A 15,834-nucleotide genomic window follows, 5' to 3' on the forward strand; every position below is an offset into this window, starting at 1 on the left:
TTTTATTACTATCAAGTATTCCTTCAAAAGAATAAATAAAAGGAGCTTCAATTTTTAAAGTATCACCTCCAATTACTATTGAATCTTCTGCGATTTTATAAATTAAACTGTCATTACTTTCTTCAATTTCAACTTCATTAACTTTATTTGCAACAACAAGTTCTTTCTTATCTTCCTTTTTATTAGACTGGCACGAAAGAAGTAATAAAATCGATAAAACAAAAAGATGTTTTTTCATGAATGAAATTTAATTACTAATCATTAAAATTTATTTAAACCTCAGCCTCAACTGCATCCAGCTCTACCTTCAAATTCTTGATAATAAACTCTTGCCTGTCCGGGGTATTTTTACCCATGTAAAAAGATAATAATTGCTCGATTGAGGTATTTTTATCCATCATAATTGGGTCAAGGCGAATGGTGTCTCCGATGAAATTTTTAAACTCATCCGGAGAAATCTCTCCTAAACCTTTAAATCGGGTGATTTCCGGTTTTGGTTTTAGTTTTTCGATCGCGTCTTTTCGTTCTTCTTCAGAATAACAATAGATGGTTTCTTTTTTATTACGAACCCTGAAAAGCGGTGTCTGTAAAATGTACAAATGACCTTCTTTAATTAACTCAGGGAAAAACTGAAGGAAAAATGTAATCAACAGCAAACGAATGTGCATACCGTCGACATCGGCATCGGTTGCGATTACGATATTGTTGTAACGCAATTTCTCCAGTCCGTCTTCGATATCAAGCGCTGCCTGAAGCAAGTTAAACTCTTCATTTTCATAAACAATTTTCTTACTCATTCCATAGGAATTCAAAGGCTTACCACGCAAACTGAAAACCGCCTGTGTATTCACATCACGCGATTTGGTGATCGATCCGGAAGCCGAATCTCCCTCGGTAATAAAAAGGGTACTCTCCAGGTTTCTTGGATTCTTTGTATCCGGAAGATGTGCACGGCAATCTCTTAATTTCTTATTGTGAAGATTGGCCTTTTTAGCACGATCTGTAGCCAGCTTTCTAATTCCGGACAATTCTTTTCGCTCGCGTTCGGCCTGCAAAATTTTTCGCAATAAGGCTTCTGCGGTCGTTGGATTTTTATGCAGGTAATTGTCTAACTTGGTTTTGATAAAATCGTTTACAAAGGTACGAACCGAAACCGGGGGTGTCCCGTCATCAGAACCCATATCAGTAGAACCTAATTTGGTTTTAGTCTGAGACTCAAAAACCGGCTCCATAACCTTAATACTAATCGCACTCACAATCGATTTACGAACGTCAGATGCTTCAAAGTTTTTATTGTAAAACTCTCGAATGGTTTTTACAATTGCTTCTCTGTAAGCCGCTAAGTGCGTTCCTCCTTGTGTCGTGTTTTGTCCGTTGACAAAAGAGTGATATTCTTCACTGTATTGCGTTTTACTGTGCGTTAACGCTACTTCAATATCATGCTCTTTTAAATGGATAATAGGGTATTCTAAATCTTCTTCATTGATGGTTTCTTCTAATAAATCACGAAGTCCATTCTCTGAATAATATTTTTCTCCGTTGAAAATAATCGTCAAACCATTGTTCAGATAACAATAGTTCTTGACCATTTTGATCACATATTCTAAACGGAATTTATAATTTTTAAAAATCGATTCATCCGGCGTAAAAGTTACTTTTGTTCCTTTTCGCTTGGTAGTATCAATCACATCTTCTTCAAGAACCAGATTTCCTGCGGAAAACTCTGCTGCTTTTTGTTTATCATCACGAACCGATTCTACACGAAAATAATTCGACAATGCGTTCACCGCTTTTGTTCCGACACCATTCAAACCAACCGATTTCTGGAAAGCTTTTGAATCATACTTTCCTCCCGTATTCATTTTTGAAACGACATCTACTACTTTCCCTAACGGAATTCCACGTCCGTAATCACGAACCGAGACCGTTTTATCTCTGATAGTCACTTCAATAGTTTTTCCTGAGCCCATTACAAACTCATCAATACAGTTGTCCAGTACCTCTTTTAGAAGAATATAAATACCATCATCAGGCGAAGATCCGTCTCCCAATTTCCCGATATACATTCCGGGACGCATACGGATATGTTCTTTCCAATCGAGTGATCGAATGTTATCTTCGGTATATTGATTTTGCTCTAGCATAAAGTGAATTGGATTTTTGGCTAATGTACCATTTATAGTCAAAAAATGAAAGCGTATTTTATTTTTGTTACGAATAATAACAGCTTTAAACCCTATTTACATTGATTTTAAAATAATCCGTAAACCAAAAATATAAAAAATCAGCTTTTTGGTAAAAAATACTATTTGATTCCCAGTACTTCTTTTGCTAAAGCAATCATTTCGGGCGTTCCGGTATTTTTATTTTTTTCGTCAGAAAGTTTTACAACACCTTGCCACTGGTCATTATTCAATTTTACTTCTGTCAGTTTTATCACCATATTCATCGAAGGCAAACCGGCATCATTGGTAAAATTGGTTCCGACACCAAATGACATTTTGATTTTATCTTTACAAAAATCTGCTATCCTTTTCACCTTCTCGTAATTCAATGAATCCGAAAAAACGATCACTTTCGATTTTGGATCAATTCCCATTTGGGTATAATGCGAAATTACTTTTTCTGCAAATTCAATAGGATCTCCGCTATCGTGACGTACTCCGTCAAAAAGTTTCGAGTACTTTTTATCAAATTGTTCAAAAAACACCGCTGTAGTATAGGTATCTGTCAGTGCAATTCCGAGATCGCCATCGTACACCTGCGTCCAATGTCCCAAACCCATCATATTAGCCATTTTAAAACCGTATTGGGCAGCATGAAACATAAACCATTCGTGCGCATGAGTACCCAATGGCCGCATATTGTTAGTCATTGCAAAATGAACATTACTGGTTCCTATAAAACTATTCGAACCAAATTTTCGAAGTGTCTCATTCACCAAGGCATGTACCTCATACGAATGGCGTCGTCGGGTTCCAAACTCTAAAATCGAAACTCCAATTTTATTGTAATTGTCAATCTTGTCTTTGGTTACTCTTTTTAAAGCTTCATCGTCCAGTCGAATGGATTGACCAGTCTTATAAAACAGCTCAGAAATCAATCCCATCAGGGGCACTTCCCATAAAATGGTACGATACCAGTACCCCTCAACAGTTACTTTTAACTCTGAACCTGTCTGAGTAATCTGAACCTCGGACGGGTCAAAGTTATAGCCTTGCAAAAAATCAAAATAAGTGGGATCCAAATAAGAACAGTGCTGCCACAAATATTGTTTTTCTTCTTTTGTCAACCGCAAGTCTGCCATTGCATCAACCGATTTTCGAAGTAAATCTCCAAATCCGGGCGGAAAAAAATGATTTCCTCTGTTGATAAAGCCGTAACGAACCTGAGCCTTTGGAAAAAGTTTGATCACAGCATGCTGCATAGTAAATTTATAGAAATCATTGTCTAAAATTGATTTCAAATAAGTTGTCTCCATAATCCGGCAGTTAAATTAATTTTATAACTGTAATGGCTAAGATACGCCAATTTAACCAAAGAAGGAAGCTCTTTAAGCAAAGATCCTGCTACGTTTTACTTGGAAAGTATCTTAAATGACATTATACCGTCACGATCAAGAAAAAAAGTAATGTAAGAGCCTATTTTTTTATCATAAATTATCTCAAATTCTAAAACTCCATTTACTGCTTTAGAGTCTTCAATTCTGACAGGTTTTCCATTTTTCAAAAAATAAAACAGATCTGTCTTTGCAATATTCTTTATTTTAAAACGGATTTTGTCTCCTTCATTAGCCTTAATAATTCCCGAAGCCGGCGCCAAAATCTCATGACCGCCTTCAATTGCAGCGTCAAAAAGCAAGGGTCCGTTCAGAAAATCCTCCTTGTTTAATTTTTTTCCCAGATAAGTTCCGGAATCCGGAAAATGCTTGGCAAAAAAGTACTTGGGATCAGTGTCAAAATAAACGGGCGAAAAATGATTCACAGCCACTTTTTTGCCACTGTCATAATATCCCTGCCCCCAGGTTACATCAATCAAAATCCATTTTCCATCTACCTGGACCATATTCCAGGAATGATTGGAAAACGAATTTTCACGTCCGATATCACTCAACGATCGTTTAGAATCTCCTCGGATCACCTCACATTTCAACCCCGTTAAATAGGCCAATTCCTGATATAAAAGTGTAAAACCTTCACAAACCGCTTTTCGGGATTCGAAAGTGTTCTGCCATGTTTTTTCCTTTAAAACTGCAATTTTTGCTTGTTTGTCCGATTCATTAATATAGGTAAATCGGAGCGGTTTTGGCGGATTCAGATAGGCTTTGTAATCGTATTTTATGTTTAAAGCAATCCAGCTGTAAATAGCCCTCGCTTTATCATAATCTGAAGTAAAATCTTTTTGTATTCTTTCTGCCAGACTTTCTACTGAATTAAAATTAGTGGGATACTTTAGCACCGTATTATCAATCGTATTGTACTTTTGCGCGTTTACACGAAACAGAAAGATAAAACTCAGTAAGAAAACAGTAAGGACAATCTTTTTTGGAATCATAAATTAGAAACTAGACTTAATAATGTCTTTTAATTCTTTATTTAACTCTTCATTTGAAATTTTATTTTCCTCCAAATCAAAATTCGCGTTAAATGCAGGCAATGAAAAAGTAGCCTTAATCTGTGCTCCATATCTTGGCAAAGCGTTATTGGCGATTTCTAAAACTGAAGCTCCTCCTCTTGCTCCCGGCGAAGTAGCCATTAAAAGCATTGGTTTTTGCTGAAAAATTTCTTTCATGATCCTCGAACTCCAATCAAACAAATTCTTGAAAGCTGCCGAGTAATTTCCGTTGTTTTCTGCCAAAGAAATTACCAAAAGATCTGCATTTTCAATCTTTTGCAAAAATGTTTTTGCCAACTCATGCTGACCAATTTCTTTTTCTAAATCGACACTAAACAAAGGCATGGCAAAATCATTAAGATCTAAAACCTCAACCGTTCCATTGTCGAATAAACTTGCCGCATAAGTCGCCAGTTGTTTGTTTATCGAGTGCTGACTATTACTTCCTCCAAAGGCTACAATTTTCATATACTTTATTTTAAAATTTGCTGTTTTTTGTTACCCGTTTCACCTGTTTTAAGTATTTCCATAAAACCATAAACTACATTTTTGAATCATCAAAACTTATGAAATTTCTGTTTGTTCTTTAATTTCAAATATCTCTTTTTTAATTTCGACCGAATAGCCGTTCGGAGCAATCTTCCCTCCGTACGTTTTAGCATATACTTTAGTGAACTCGGCTCCAAAATATAAAATAATTGCGGAATAATACACCCAAACCAAAATGATTATTACGGATCCTGCTGCACCATAAACACTTGCAATTGTTGAGTTTCCTAAATAAAATCCAATTGCAAATTTACCTATCATAAAAAGGATTGCGGTACATCCGGCGCCAATGAAAGCGTCTTTCCACTTTATAAGCCCGTCTGGTAAAGTTCGGAATATAATTGCAAAAAGCAAGGTGATACTACCTAAAACAATGATCAAATTTATGACGTAAAACAAATACACTGTACTGTCGGCTAAATATAGTTTTAATCTCGCATTTAAGACATCTAAAACCGCATTTAACATTAAACTTACGAGCATTAGAAATCCCACAGAAACAATCATAGAGAAAGACATAATCCGATTCTGAATGAATTTTTTAAGTCCTTTGTTCGGTTTCGCACGCAGCCCCCAGATAAAATTAATTGAACTTTGTATTTCGGCAAAAACTCCCGAAGCTCCTATTAAAAGCATCACAACTCCAAAAATTGTGACAAAAACATTACTATCAGACAATTGCACATTTTTGATTGCGTCCTGAATTTGAATTGCAGCATCGTTACCTACTAAGCGGTTGATTTGCCCATACAACTCCCCTGTTACCGCCTCTTCCCCAAAAAAGAAACCACAGATGGTTATAATAATGATCAATAAAGGCGGTAATGCAAATATGGTATAGTACGACAAAGCAGCGCTTAGCTTAATGGCATTATCGTCGTTGAACTCTAAAATAGTGGTTCGTAACAAATACCAGGTTTTAGACAAAATATTTTGACTTTCCACAAGATTCGTTTTTTGATATTCTTTCAAATTTAAAGAATAATTAAAAGATTAAATTCCTGTATTACAGACAATTTTTACATTTTTACCATGCCATATTTTTTCTATAAAATCTCATATGGAAACACATATAATCCCTACGGGACATTTTTTCAATGGGGGCCTTATTCTTTCTACCGATATTTTACTCCTAGCGGAGTTTATTTTATTGCGCCTAAATGGTATTGCCACTTGTAATCAACTATAGTTATTGTCTCCTTAAACTACAAATTACCATCATCTAACCTCAAAAAAATTATCTCGTAAAGATTCAATATCCGTAACATCCACAATCATCCAAAGCTTTTTGTCCCCTAGCGACCGAACACTCTTAAGGCCGTCTTTTTCTTTTTACTGATAATGGTAAAAAATCCCTTTGTCATAAATCGTCCATAAACTCGCTTTTTGATTCGCTGCTTTTAACGCGCAGTTTGCCCAGGTGTTACACGTATAAAAAAGACTATAACTTCCTTTAGCCTCATAAAAAGCATCCTTTTTCCCATAACTATGACCTTCAATCCATTCAGGATTCTCCGGATTATTAAAACTCTCTGAAATATAGTTTACTAATTTTTGATAGTTTTCTTTAGAAACCAGAATGCGTTTGCAATCTTCGCCTTCTCGTAATTGCTTAAAAAATGTGGTGTGCATGGCTGACGAACTCACACCAAATATTGCTTTTAAAGCCGTACTCGCTTTTAAATCTGACCATTCAGGCGTATCGAGATAAAAACCTTTATCACCCCAGCCAAAAGCTACAAATTTTGCCAGTGTATCATTGGATTCTGTCTGATCAAACTGAATTTCCTTTCTCCAATCTTTGACTTCACTAACGATCGGAACCACTATATCTGTGTGCACTCCGTTGGAAAGAATATAAATCGGAATCGCGTTTTGTTCGTCAATTTTGTCAATAGTGGAGTTAACTGTAATTCTGGAAATCAATAAGACAGCTGTCACATATAAAGCAAGGAAAGTAAAGATTCCGAAAAGTGTCCAGCCCAGAAATTTGAAAGATTTTTTTAGCATTTTGATTGGTTGTTTTTAGATTGATAATTGGTTGATTTTTTTGTAACCAATTTTTGAGCCATTTTTTTTGCTTCTTACAAATTACACACTGATTATACAGATTCGCGCATGCGAAAGCTCGGATTTAAACGGATTTTTAAGTTCATTTTTTTTATTTCGAGGAACGAGAAATTACACTAGAAACTCTATTCCAAATGTTATCAATCTTTGTCGATATACGGGTGTGATTTGCTTCGCCTGTTCGCTATCTCTCGAGTCTCGTTCCTCGAAATGGCAAACTATGCGAGGCTTCGACTTCGCTCAGCCTGACGATGGCTTTCTTTAACCTCAAAATACAGATAACAATAACTTTTGTGCATAAAAAAACTGCTGAATTGCTCCAGCAGTTTTTAGTCTATCTTCTTTGTTCTCTATTCTATTTTCTCTAAAAAAAGATTAAACGTTGAAACGGAAATGCATTACATCACCATCTTTTACAACATATTCTTTTCCTTCAACTTTGAACTTCCCTGCTTCTTTTGCTTTTGCCTCAGAACCATACTGAACGTAATCTTCGTATGAAATTACCTCGGCACGAATGAATCCTTTTTCAAAATCAGTATGAATAACTCCGGCAGCTTGCGGTGCTGTAGCTCCAATATTAATGGTCCAGGCACGAACTTCTTTTACACCGGCTGTAAAATAAGTTTGTTGTTTTAATAATTTGTATGCTGCACGAATTAGTACAGAAGCTCCCGGCTCAGTCAATCCCATATCTTCAAGGAAAACCTGACGCTCTTCGTAGCTTTCTAATTCTGTAATATCCGCTTCTGCTCCTACTGAAAGAATGATAACTTCAGCTTCTTCGTCTTTTACCAATTCACGAACCTGATCTACATATTTATTTCCGTTTACAGCTGAACCTTCGTCAACATTACAAACGTACAATACCGGTTTAGCGGTAATCAATTGAAAACCTTCCATCAAAACTTCTTCGTCGTTGCTTTGAGGAATAATGGTTCTTGCTGATTTTGCCTGCAATAACGCTTCTCTGATACGGTTCAACAAAGCTTCTTCAGTCTGAGCTTCTTTGTTTCCGGTTTTAGCGGCACGTTTTACTTTCTCCAAACGTTTCTCGATTGTTTCCAAATCTTTCAACTGAAGTTCGATATCAATCGTTTCTTTATCACGAATTGGATTTACATTACCGTCAACGTGAACGATGTTATCGTTATCAAAACAACGTAAAACGTGAATAATAGCATTACACTCTCTAATGTTTCCTAAAAACTGGTTTCCAAGACCTTCTCCTTTACTTGCACCTTTTACCAAACCTGCGATATCGACAATATCAACCGTTGCCATTTGTACACGCTCTGGTTTAACTAGTTCTTCCAGTTTGTTAATTCTTGGATCCGGAACGTTTACAACTCCAATATTTGGTTCGATTGTACAAAACGGAAAGTTGGCACTTTGCGCTTTTGCATTAGACAAACAATTAAATAATGTTGATTTTCCAACATTTGGTAATCCTACAATTCCTGCTTTCATCTGTTGATTCTATTTGTTTTTTTATGTAAACCTTTTTCTTTCGAGTCTTCTTTATACCGGTTTTTCAGTATACCAAAGTCGTTTTTAACAGGTTATAATTTTCGTATTCCTTTTGTATTATGTGCCAAAATATTATTTTTTGGCTTTAAAATTTTGCAAATATAAGATTTAATAGCTCGCAATTGAAGTAAAAATGACGATTAATGTTTTTTATGGATTGGACAATAAAAAAATTACACTTCTTATTAATTTTTTGTTAAAAATAATTACTTTTATAGAATACCAACTAAGAACAACCAAACCAAATTTAATCAACTATGAAAAAGATTGCATTATTACTAATACTGTTTAACACAGCATTTCTATTCGCCCAAAAAGAAATATCAGGAGTTGTAAGAGATAAATCAGGTAATCCGCTGCCTGGAGTTAATATCCTCGAAAAAGGAACTACAAACGGTGTATCTACCAATTTTGAAGGAGGTTACCTTATAAAAGTAAAAGAAGGTGCCATTTTAATTTTTAGCTATGTTGGCTATACCAATGTAGAGAAATCCTCTTCAAATAGTAAAACCGACGTTACTTTAGACGAAAACGGAGGTCAGGTCCTAAATGATGTCGTAATCGTAGGATCAAGAAACACCAAAAGAACCGTGGTCAATTCGGCCGTTCCGATTGATGTTATTAGTGTAAAAGATGTCACGACACAAAGCGGTAAAATAGAGATCAATCAATTGTTACAATATGTTGCTCCTTCATTTAATGCCAATAAACAATCCGGATCTGATGGTGCTGATCACGTTGATCCCGCTTCGCTGAGAGGTCTGGGACCGGATCAGACTTTGGTTTTGATTAACGGAAAAAGAAGACATCAATCATCCTTAATCAATTTATTTGGTACCCGCGGACGTGGAAATACGGGAACTGATTTAAATGCCATACCCGCTACTGCAATCAAAAGAATTGAGATTCTGAGAGATGGTGCTGCTGCCCAATACGGTTCGGACGCTATTGCCGGAGTTATTAATATTGTACTAAATGACAATGTCGACGAATTAACGGGATCTGTAACCTACGGAGCGTTTAATGCCAATGCAAAAGGTGATTTTCTGGATGGAACTCCAAATACCAAAAACTTCAGACTGGACCAAAACGGAAACGGAAATACTTATGGTAAAAACCAATCTTTTGACGGTGGATCTGTAAAAGTAGCCGCTAACTATGGAGTTGCGATTGGTGACAAAGGAGGTTCAGCCAATTTTACAACAGAATACATCAACAAAAACAAAACCCTTAGACCTGCTTATGATTTTAGAAAAGGTTTTGGAGATGCTTCTATTCAGGGTTTTAACTTATTTGGAAACTTATCACTTCCGGTATCTGAGAAAACGCAGTTTTATGCTTTTGGAGGCCGAAATTACAGAGATACAGATGCCTATGCATTTACCAGAAACGGAGGAGAAAGAGTTGTGGAATCTGTTTATCCTGGTGGCTACACTCCCAGAATTACTTCTAATATAATAGACAATTCTCTTGCGGCGGGATTTAGAACTAAAACAGCCAGCGGATGGAACATTGATCTAAGCAATACTTACGGAAAAAACCTTTTTCATTACTACATCAAAGGAACTATAAATGCTTCCTTAGAAGGGAAATCTCCAACAGAATTTGATGCAGGAGGACACAGTCTGACTCAAAATACAACCAATTTTGATTTTTCTAAAAACTACGATTCGGTCTTAAGCGGTTTAAACCTTGCTTTTGGAGCGGAATACAGAACAGAAAAATTCACTATTTTCTCAGGAGAAGAAGGTTCTTATGCGACTTACGACACTAACGGAAGACCAATAACCGATCCTACAACCCAAAGTGCACCAACTATTCCAAATCCGGATTACGATCCTACAGATCCAACTTCGTCTCCAACAATTTCAAGACCTGGAGGTTCGCAAGGTTTTCCAGGATACAGCCCTTCAAATACGGTAGACAAAAGCCGTACGAATTTATCTTTATACACCGATGCTGAACTTGACATCACAGAGTCTTTTTTACTGAGCGGTGCGGTTCGTTTTGAAAATTATAGTGATTTTGGAAGTACTTTAAACGGGAAATTAGCCGCAAGAGTAAAAGCCGGACAACATATTAACTTCAGAGGATCTGTAAGTACAGGCTTCCGTGCTCCTTCACTGGCACAAATTTATTACAACCTGCGTTTTACGAATTTTAATGCCGGAGGGGCTACCGAAGTTTTACTTGCTCCAAACAACAGCCCGGTTACCAAAGCTTTTGGAATTCAGAAACTAAACGAAGAAAAAGCGGTAAATGCCTCTCTGGGATTCACGGCTACATTTGGAGATTTCACCGCAACAGTTGACGGTTACTACATCAAAGTAAAAGACCGTATTGTTCTTACCGGATATTTTGATGCTAAACCTTTAAACCTTGGTGTCGATAAAGCCCAGTTTTTTGTGAATGGTGTAGACACCAGTACTCACGGTTTGGATATCGTTTTGGCCTGGAAGAAAAAATTCGGAGAATCATTGTTTAGTGCAACTTTGGTTGGAAACATTAATGACATGAAAATTGACAATGTAAAAAACGGAACTTTAGATGAGGGTACTTTCTTTGGGAAACGTGAAAAAGCATTCCTGCTATCATCAGCTCCAGATAACAAATTTGGTTTAAACCTTAACTATGCTAAAAATAAATTTGATGCCGGTATCGCATTCACCAGATTCAGTAAAGTAGTTTTAGTAGATTACACTGATGAAAACGATGTATACAATCCAAGACTGATCACTGACTTAACTGTTGGATATCAATTGACTAAAAACCTGAAATTAAGCATTGGAAGCAACAACTTATTCAATGTTTACCCAACGAAACAAGACGAGACAGGCAACACTGAAGCAGGAGGTTACTGGGACGCTGTTCAGATGGGATTCAGCGGAGCATACTACTATGCAAGACTTGGATTTAATTTTTAAGCAATTAGAAACTTTATACAATTAAACAGGTCAAAAGAAGCTTTTATCTGACTGAACAAAAACAAAAAATCCTGAGCATTAACTCAGGATTTTTTGTTTATATCTAATTACATCATTATTTCATTATTCACCATGTAAAAACGCTTGTCTGTTCAACAAGGTTTCTTCGTCTTCAACGTGATTATCATCCGGCACACAACAATCAACCGGACATACGGCAGCACATTGAGGTTCATCGTGAAAACCTTTACACTCGGTACATTTTCCTGGAACGATATAATACACCTCATCAGAAATTGGTGTTTGTGCATCTTCTGCATCAATCTCAGTTCCGTCAGGTAAAATTATCTTTCCGGAAAGACTGGTTCCGTCTTTGTATCTCCAATCATCAGCTCCTTCATAAATTGCTGTATTTGGGCATTCCGGTTCGCAGGCCCCACAGTTTATGCATTCGTCAGTTATAATTATTGCCATTGTTTTATTAGTCTTAAAGTTAAAAGTCTTAAAGTTGCAAAGCCAAAAAAAAGACATCCTTCGCTTTTGACTTGATGACTTTTGACTTTCGACTTATTTATCCTTATTTTTGTGCAAAATTACAATCAAAACCTTTCATAAACAAATTACTTATGTTACAAAACGAAAAAAAACAGTCTTTTATAGCACTAGGTCGATTTTTAAGTCAGTTCTCTGAAACAGAAAACGTACGAAATGAATCGGTTTTAGGTAACGACCTGTTTTTTGATGATTTCATAAAACTGATTGCTCTTTCTCAATCACACAATGGATGGTACACTCCTGAACAGGTGCATTTTGCAATACATTCATGGGCAGAAGCTTTAACGGAAGAAAACATTAAAAAATGGCTTTCAGCTTACAGCTCAGAATTTGAGAAAGCGGATAAAACTGAAAAAACTGTTGCCCTAATCCTTGCCGGAAATATTCCGCTAGTTGGATTTCATGACTTTTTATCGGTTTTAATCACTGGAAATAAGGCCTTAATAAAAACTTCTTCAAACGATCAGCATTTATTGCCGTTTTTAGCCAAATACCTCATTTTTGTCGATGAAAATCTAAAAGATAAGATCACTTTCGTGGAAGGTAAACTCGAAAATTTTGATATCGTTATAGCAACCGGAAGCAACAATACGGCACGTTATTTTGAATATTACTTTAAAAATAAGCCGTCTATCATTCGCAAAAACAGAAATTCGGTTGCAATTTTAAACGGAAAAGAAACTCACGAAGAATTAGAAGCTTTGGGCGAAGATATTTTCAGATATTTTGGACTGGGATGCCGCAATGTATCTAAACTTTTTGTTCCAAAAGATTATTCTTTTGATGCTTTTTTCCAGGCTATTTTCAAATATCAGGACGTTATTCATTACGAAAAATACGCTAACAATTACGACTACAACAAAGCGGTGTTTTTGATGAGTAATTTTAAACTACTTGACAATGGTTTTTTAACTCTAAAAGAAGATCCAAGTTACGCCTCTCCTATTTCGAGTGTCTTTTACGAATCTTATGAAAATATCGAAGACTTACAGGCTCGTTTAGAAGCTGATGCTGAACAAATTCAGTGCATCGTTAGCAATGATTTAGCTCAAAACAGTATTTCTTTTGGGCAAACCCAAAAACCACGTTTGTGGGATTATGCAGATAATGTAGATACTATAACGTTTTTGTTAACAACAAAATAAAAATATGTTCAATTATTTCGAATTATTTATCGCTTTTTCAGCTCCTATTGCCGAAATTTGCGTTTTTAAATTTTTCGACTATTAACAAAAACCATGAAAAAACACAACTACAGCGCAGGACCTAGTATTTTACCTCAGGAAGTTTTTGAGAAAGCATCAAAAGCCATTTTAGATTTTAATGATTCAGGACTATCTATTCTTGAAATTTCGCACCGAAGTAAAGATTTCGTTGCCGTTATGGAGGAAGCTCGATCCCTTGCTTTAGAATTATTGGGACTTCAGGGAAAAGGGTATCAGGCTCTATTTTTGCAAGGTGGTGCAAGCACAGCCTTCTTGATGGCCCCTTATAATTTAATGAAAGAAAACGGAAAAGCTGCTTATCTGGATTCCGGAACGTGGGCAACTGCCGCTATAAAAGAAGCAAAGTATTTTGGAGAAACTGTTATCGTAGGTTCTTCAAAAGAAGCAAATTACAATCATATTCCGAAAGGATACGAAATACCAACTGATGCTGATTACTTTCACTGTACCAGCAACAACACCATTTTTGGAACTCAAATGAAAGAATTCCCGGCAACTAATGTTCCTGTGGTTTGCGACATGAGTTCTGATATTTTTTCACGTGAATTGGATTTCTCTAAATTTGACATCATCTACGCCGGCGCTCAAAAAAATATGGGACCTGCCGGAACTACTTTGGTTGTGATTAAAGAAGAGATACTCGGGAAAAACGGAAGAACAATTCCAAGTATGCTAGATTACGCTAAACATATTAAAGCAGAGAGTATGTACAACACCCCTCCTGTTTTTGCTGTATATGTTTCGTTACTAACTTTACAATGGATTAAAGAAAAAGGAGGAATTGCTGCAGTTGAAAAACTAAACAATGCAAAAGCTGACTTACTTTATGCTGAAATTGACAGAAACCCATTGTTTAAAGGTACAGCAGCAGTTGAAGACCGTTCTAAAATGAACGTTACTTTCTTATTAAACAATGCTGATCATACTGCTACTTTTGACGCTTTATGGAAAGAAGCCGGAATTTCAGGATTACCGGGTCACCGTTCAGTTGGTGGTTACAGAGCTTCAATCTACAATGCAATGTCTATCGAAAGTGTTCAGGTTTTAGTAGATGTAATGAAAGCTTTGGAAACTAAAGTTTAGTTTACAATCGCAGTTTTTAGTTTGCAGTTTGCCAAAAACAGGAATTGAACACAGAATTCCTAGCCCCGATAGAAGTGGAGATCCTTTTTTGTTTTTTCTTTAAAAACAAAAAAGATCACAACGGATAGCGGGATTAGCTCCTAAACAAAAAAGAAAAATTATAATATTATGTTTATCTTCTAATCTGTACGATTAAACAAATAAACAAATAAACACATAAACTAAGATGAAAGTATTAGCAAACGACGGAATTTCAAAAAGTGGAATTCTTGCTTTAGAAAAAGGTGGTTTTGAAGTTATTACAACAAAAGTAGCTCAGGAACAAGTAGCTAATTTTGTAAACGAAAATAATGTAGATGTCGTTTTAGTACGAAGCGCTACTAAAGTTCGTAAAGACATTATTGATGCCTGCCCGGGATTGAAAATTATTGGCCGAGGTGGTGTTGGTATGGACAACATCGATGTTGATTACGCAAAAAGCAAAGGAATTCATGTGATTAATACTCCGGCTTCTTCATCAGAATCTGTTGCCGAATTGGTATTTGGACACTTATTTTCAGGTGTTCGTTTTTTACATGATTCTAACAGAAATATGCCTCTTGAAGGGGATTCAAACTTTGACGGTTTGAAAAAAGCGTATGCTAATGGTACTGAACTAAGAGGTAAAACTCTTGGTATTGTTGGTATTGGGCGTATTGGTCAGGCTACTGCAAAAATGGCTTTAGGTTTAGGAATGAGAGTAATCGCTGCTGATAGCTTTATTCCTTCTGTTGACGTTAAAGTTGAGTTTTTTGACGGTCAATCAATCACTACAACTATCGTTTCTCAATCTTTAGAATCATTGTTCAAAGAAGCTGATTTCATTACCTTACATGTTCCAGCTCAGGACGGTTACATCATTGGCGAAAAAGAACTGGCTATTATGAAAGATGGTGTTGGAATAGTAAACTGTGCTCGCGGTGGTGTTATTGACGAAGTAGCCTTATTAAAAGCTTTAGATTCAGGAAAAGTTGCATTTGCAGGATTGGACGTTTTTGAAAGCGAACCAAAACCGGAAATGGCTATTTTAATGCATACTAAAATCTCATTGACTCCTCACATTGGGGCTGCCACAGGAGAAGCACAAGACAGAATTGGTACAGAATTAGCTTCACAAATTATTTCTTTACTGAGCTAATAAACTAAAAATAAATTAATTAGAAGGGATTTATTAACATCGTTTAATAAATCCCTTTCTTTTTTTGATTAAATTTGAGTTTAAATTCTAACCTAAATTCTTTAAA

General features: G+C 36.1%; 13 protein-coding genes. 4 read left to right on the forward strand and 9 right to left on the reverse strand.

What is annotated here, in order from left to right:
- The 8 genes from B0A80_RS17255 to ychF form a co-directional block, all read right to left on the reverse strand.
- Positions 1–238, reverse strand: a 238-nt coding sequence (locus tag B0A80_RS17255) for a hypothetical protein (protein ID WP_133063721.1), incomplete at its 3' end; no start/stop codon positions are given.
- Positions 239–272: 34 nt separating this feature from the next.
- Positions 273–2,144 (reverse strand): DNA topoisomerase IV subunit B, encoded by a 1,872-nt coding sequence (locus tag B0A80_RS17260; RefSeq protein WP_070906752.1) that lies wholly within the window; start codon positions 2,142–2,144, stop codon positions 273–275.
- 161 nt (positions 2,145–2,305) lie between these two features.
- Complete coding sequence (gene pncB, locus B0A80_RS17265) at positions 2,306–3,481, reverse strand: nicotinate phosphoribosyltransferase (protein ID WP_070906753.1); 1,176 nt, start codon at positions 3,479–3,481, stop codon at positions 2,306–2,308.
- A 95-nt stretch (positions 3,482–3,576) separates the two neighbouring features.
- Positions 3,577–4,554, reverse strand: coding sequence for a transglutaminase domain-containing protein (locus B0A80_RS17270; protein WP_089078102.1), 978 nt, complete (start codon positions 4,552–4,554; stop codon positions 3,577–3,579).
- Positions 4,555–4,557: 3 nt separating this feature from the next.
- Entirely contained in the window at positions 4,558–5,082 is a 525-nt protein-coding gene (locus B0A80_RS17275; protein WP_017498405.1) for an NADPH-dependent FMN reductase, read from the reverse strand.
- 96 nt (positions 5,083–5,178) lie between these two features.
- Positions 5,179–6,108, reverse strand: coding sequence for a YihY/virulence factor BrkB family protein (locus B0A80_RS17280; RefSeq protein WP_070907135.1), 930 nt, complete (start codon positions 6,106–6,108; stop codon positions 5,179–5,181).
- 387 nt (positions 6,109–6,495) lie between these two features.
- The gene (locus tag B0A80_RS17285; protein WP_017498407.1) at positions 6,496–7,173 is read right to left on the reverse strand and encodes a TIGR02117 family protein; all 678 of its coding nucleotides are present in this window, start codon (positions 7,171–7,173) and stop codon (positions 6,496–6,498) included.
- 435 nt (positions 7,174–7,608) lie between these two features.
- On the reverse strand, positions 7,609–8,703 hold the full coding sequence (gene ychF / locus B0A80_RS17290; RefSeq protein WP_017498408.1) for a redox-regulated ATPase YchF: 1,095 nt from the start codon (positions 8,701–8,703) through the stop codon (positions 7,609–7,611).
- 317 nt (positions 8,704–9,020) lie between these two features.
- On the opposite strand from ychF, the gene B0A80_RS17295 reads away from it, so the two are divergent.
- The gene (locus tag B0A80_RS17295) at positions 9,021–11,687 is read left to right on the forward strand and encodes a TonB-dependent receptor (protein WP_089078103.1); all 2,667 of its coding nucleotides are present in this window, start codon (positions 9,021–9,023) and stop codon (positions 11,685–11,687) included.
- 123 nt (positions 11,688–11,810) lie between these two features.
- On the opposite strand, the gene B0A80_RS17300 is transcribed toward B0A80_RS17295, so the two are convergent.
- Positions 11,811–12,161, reverse strand: a complete 351-nt coding sequence (locus tag B0A80_RS17300) for a 4Fe-4S dicluster domain-containing protein (RefSeq protein ID WP_089078104.1) — start codon at positions 12,159–12,161, stop codon at positions 11,811–11,813.
- A 152-nt stretch (positions 12,162–12,313) separates the two neighbouring features.
- Between B0A80_RS17300 and B0A80_RS17305 the strand changes: the two genes are divergently transcribed.
- The 3 genes from B0A80_RS17305 (at position 12,314) to B0A80_RS17315 (ending at position 15,728) form a co-directional block, all read left to right on the forward strand.
- Positions 12,314–13,387 (forward strand): acyl-CoA reductase, encoded by a 1,074-nt coding sequence (locus B0A80_RS17305; RefSeq protein ID WP_089078147.1) that lies wholly within the window; start codon positions 12,314–12,316, stop codon positions 13,385–13,387.
- Positions 13,388–13,480: 93 nt separating this feature from the next.
- On the forward strand, positions 13,481–14,551 hold the full coding sequence (gene serC / locus B0A80_RS17310; RefSeq protein ID WP_089078105.1) for a 3-phosphoserine/phosphohydroxythreonine transaminase: 1,071 nt from the start codon (positions 13,481–13,483) through the stop codon (positions 14,549–14,551).
- A gap of 226 nt (positions 14,552–14,777) precedes the next feature.
- Positions 14,778–15,728: a D-2-hydroxyacid dehydrogenase gene (locus tag B0A80_RS17315; protein ID WP_017498414.1), complete on the forward strand. Its 951-nt coding sequence runs from the start codon at positions 14,778–14,780 to the stop codon at positions 15,726–15,728.
- Positions 15,729–15,834 lie beyond the last annotated feature (106 nt).

Origin of the sequence: Flavobacterium tructae, from assembly GCF_002217475.1 — a bacterium.
In the GTDB taxonomy this organism is placed as follows: Bacteria; Bacteroidota; Bacteroidia; order Flavobacteriales; family Flavobacteriaceae; genus Flavobacterium; species Flavobacterium tructae.

Excerpts from the sequence above, each read along its gene's own strand:
- B0A80_RS17260 (WP_070906752.1), bottom strand. The coding sequence starts at position 2,144 with ATGCTAGAGCAAAATCAATATACCGAAGATAACATTCGATCACTCGAT.
- pncB (WP_070906753.1), bottom strand. The coding sequence starts at position 3,481 with ATGGAGACAACTTATTTGAAATCAATTTTAGACAATGATTTCTATAAA.
- B0A80_RS17270 (WP_089078102.1), bottom strand. The coding sequence starts at position 4,554 with ATGATTCCAAAAAAGATTGTCCTTACTGTTTTCTTACTGAGTTTTATC.
- B0A80_RS17275 (WP_017498405.1), bottom strand. The coding sequence starts at position 5,082 with ATGAAAATTGTAGCCTTTGGAGGAAGTAATAGTCAGCACTCGATAAAC.
- B0A80_RS17285 (WP_017498407.1), bottom strand. The coding sequence starts at position 7,173 with ATGCTAAAAAAATCTTTCAAATTTCTGGGCTGGACACTTTTCGGAATC.
- ychF (WP_017498408.1), bottom strand. The coding sequence starts at position 8,703 with ATGAAAGCAGGAATTGTAGGATTACCAAATGTTGGAAAATCAACATTA.
- B0A80_RS17295 (WP_089078103.1), top strand. The coding sequence starts at position 9,021 with ATGAAAAAGATTGCATTATTACTAATACTGTTTAACACAGCATTTCTA.
- B0A80_RS17300 (WP_089078104.1), bottom strand. The coding sequence starts at position 12,161 with ATGGCAATAATTATAACTGACGAATGCATAAACTGTGGGGCCTGCGAA.
- B0A80_RS17305 (WP_089078147.1), top strand. The coding sequence starts at position 12,314 with ATGTTACAAAACGAAAAAAAACAGTCTTTTATAGCACTAGGTCGATTT.
- serC (WP_089078105.1), top strand. The coding sequence starts at position 13,481 with ATGAAAAAACACAACTACAGCGCAGGACCTAGTATTTTACCTCAGGAA.
- B0A80_RS17315 (WP_017498414.1), top strand. The coding sequence starts at position 14,778 with ATGAAAGTATTAGCAAACGACGGAATTTCAAAAAGTGGAATTCTTGCT.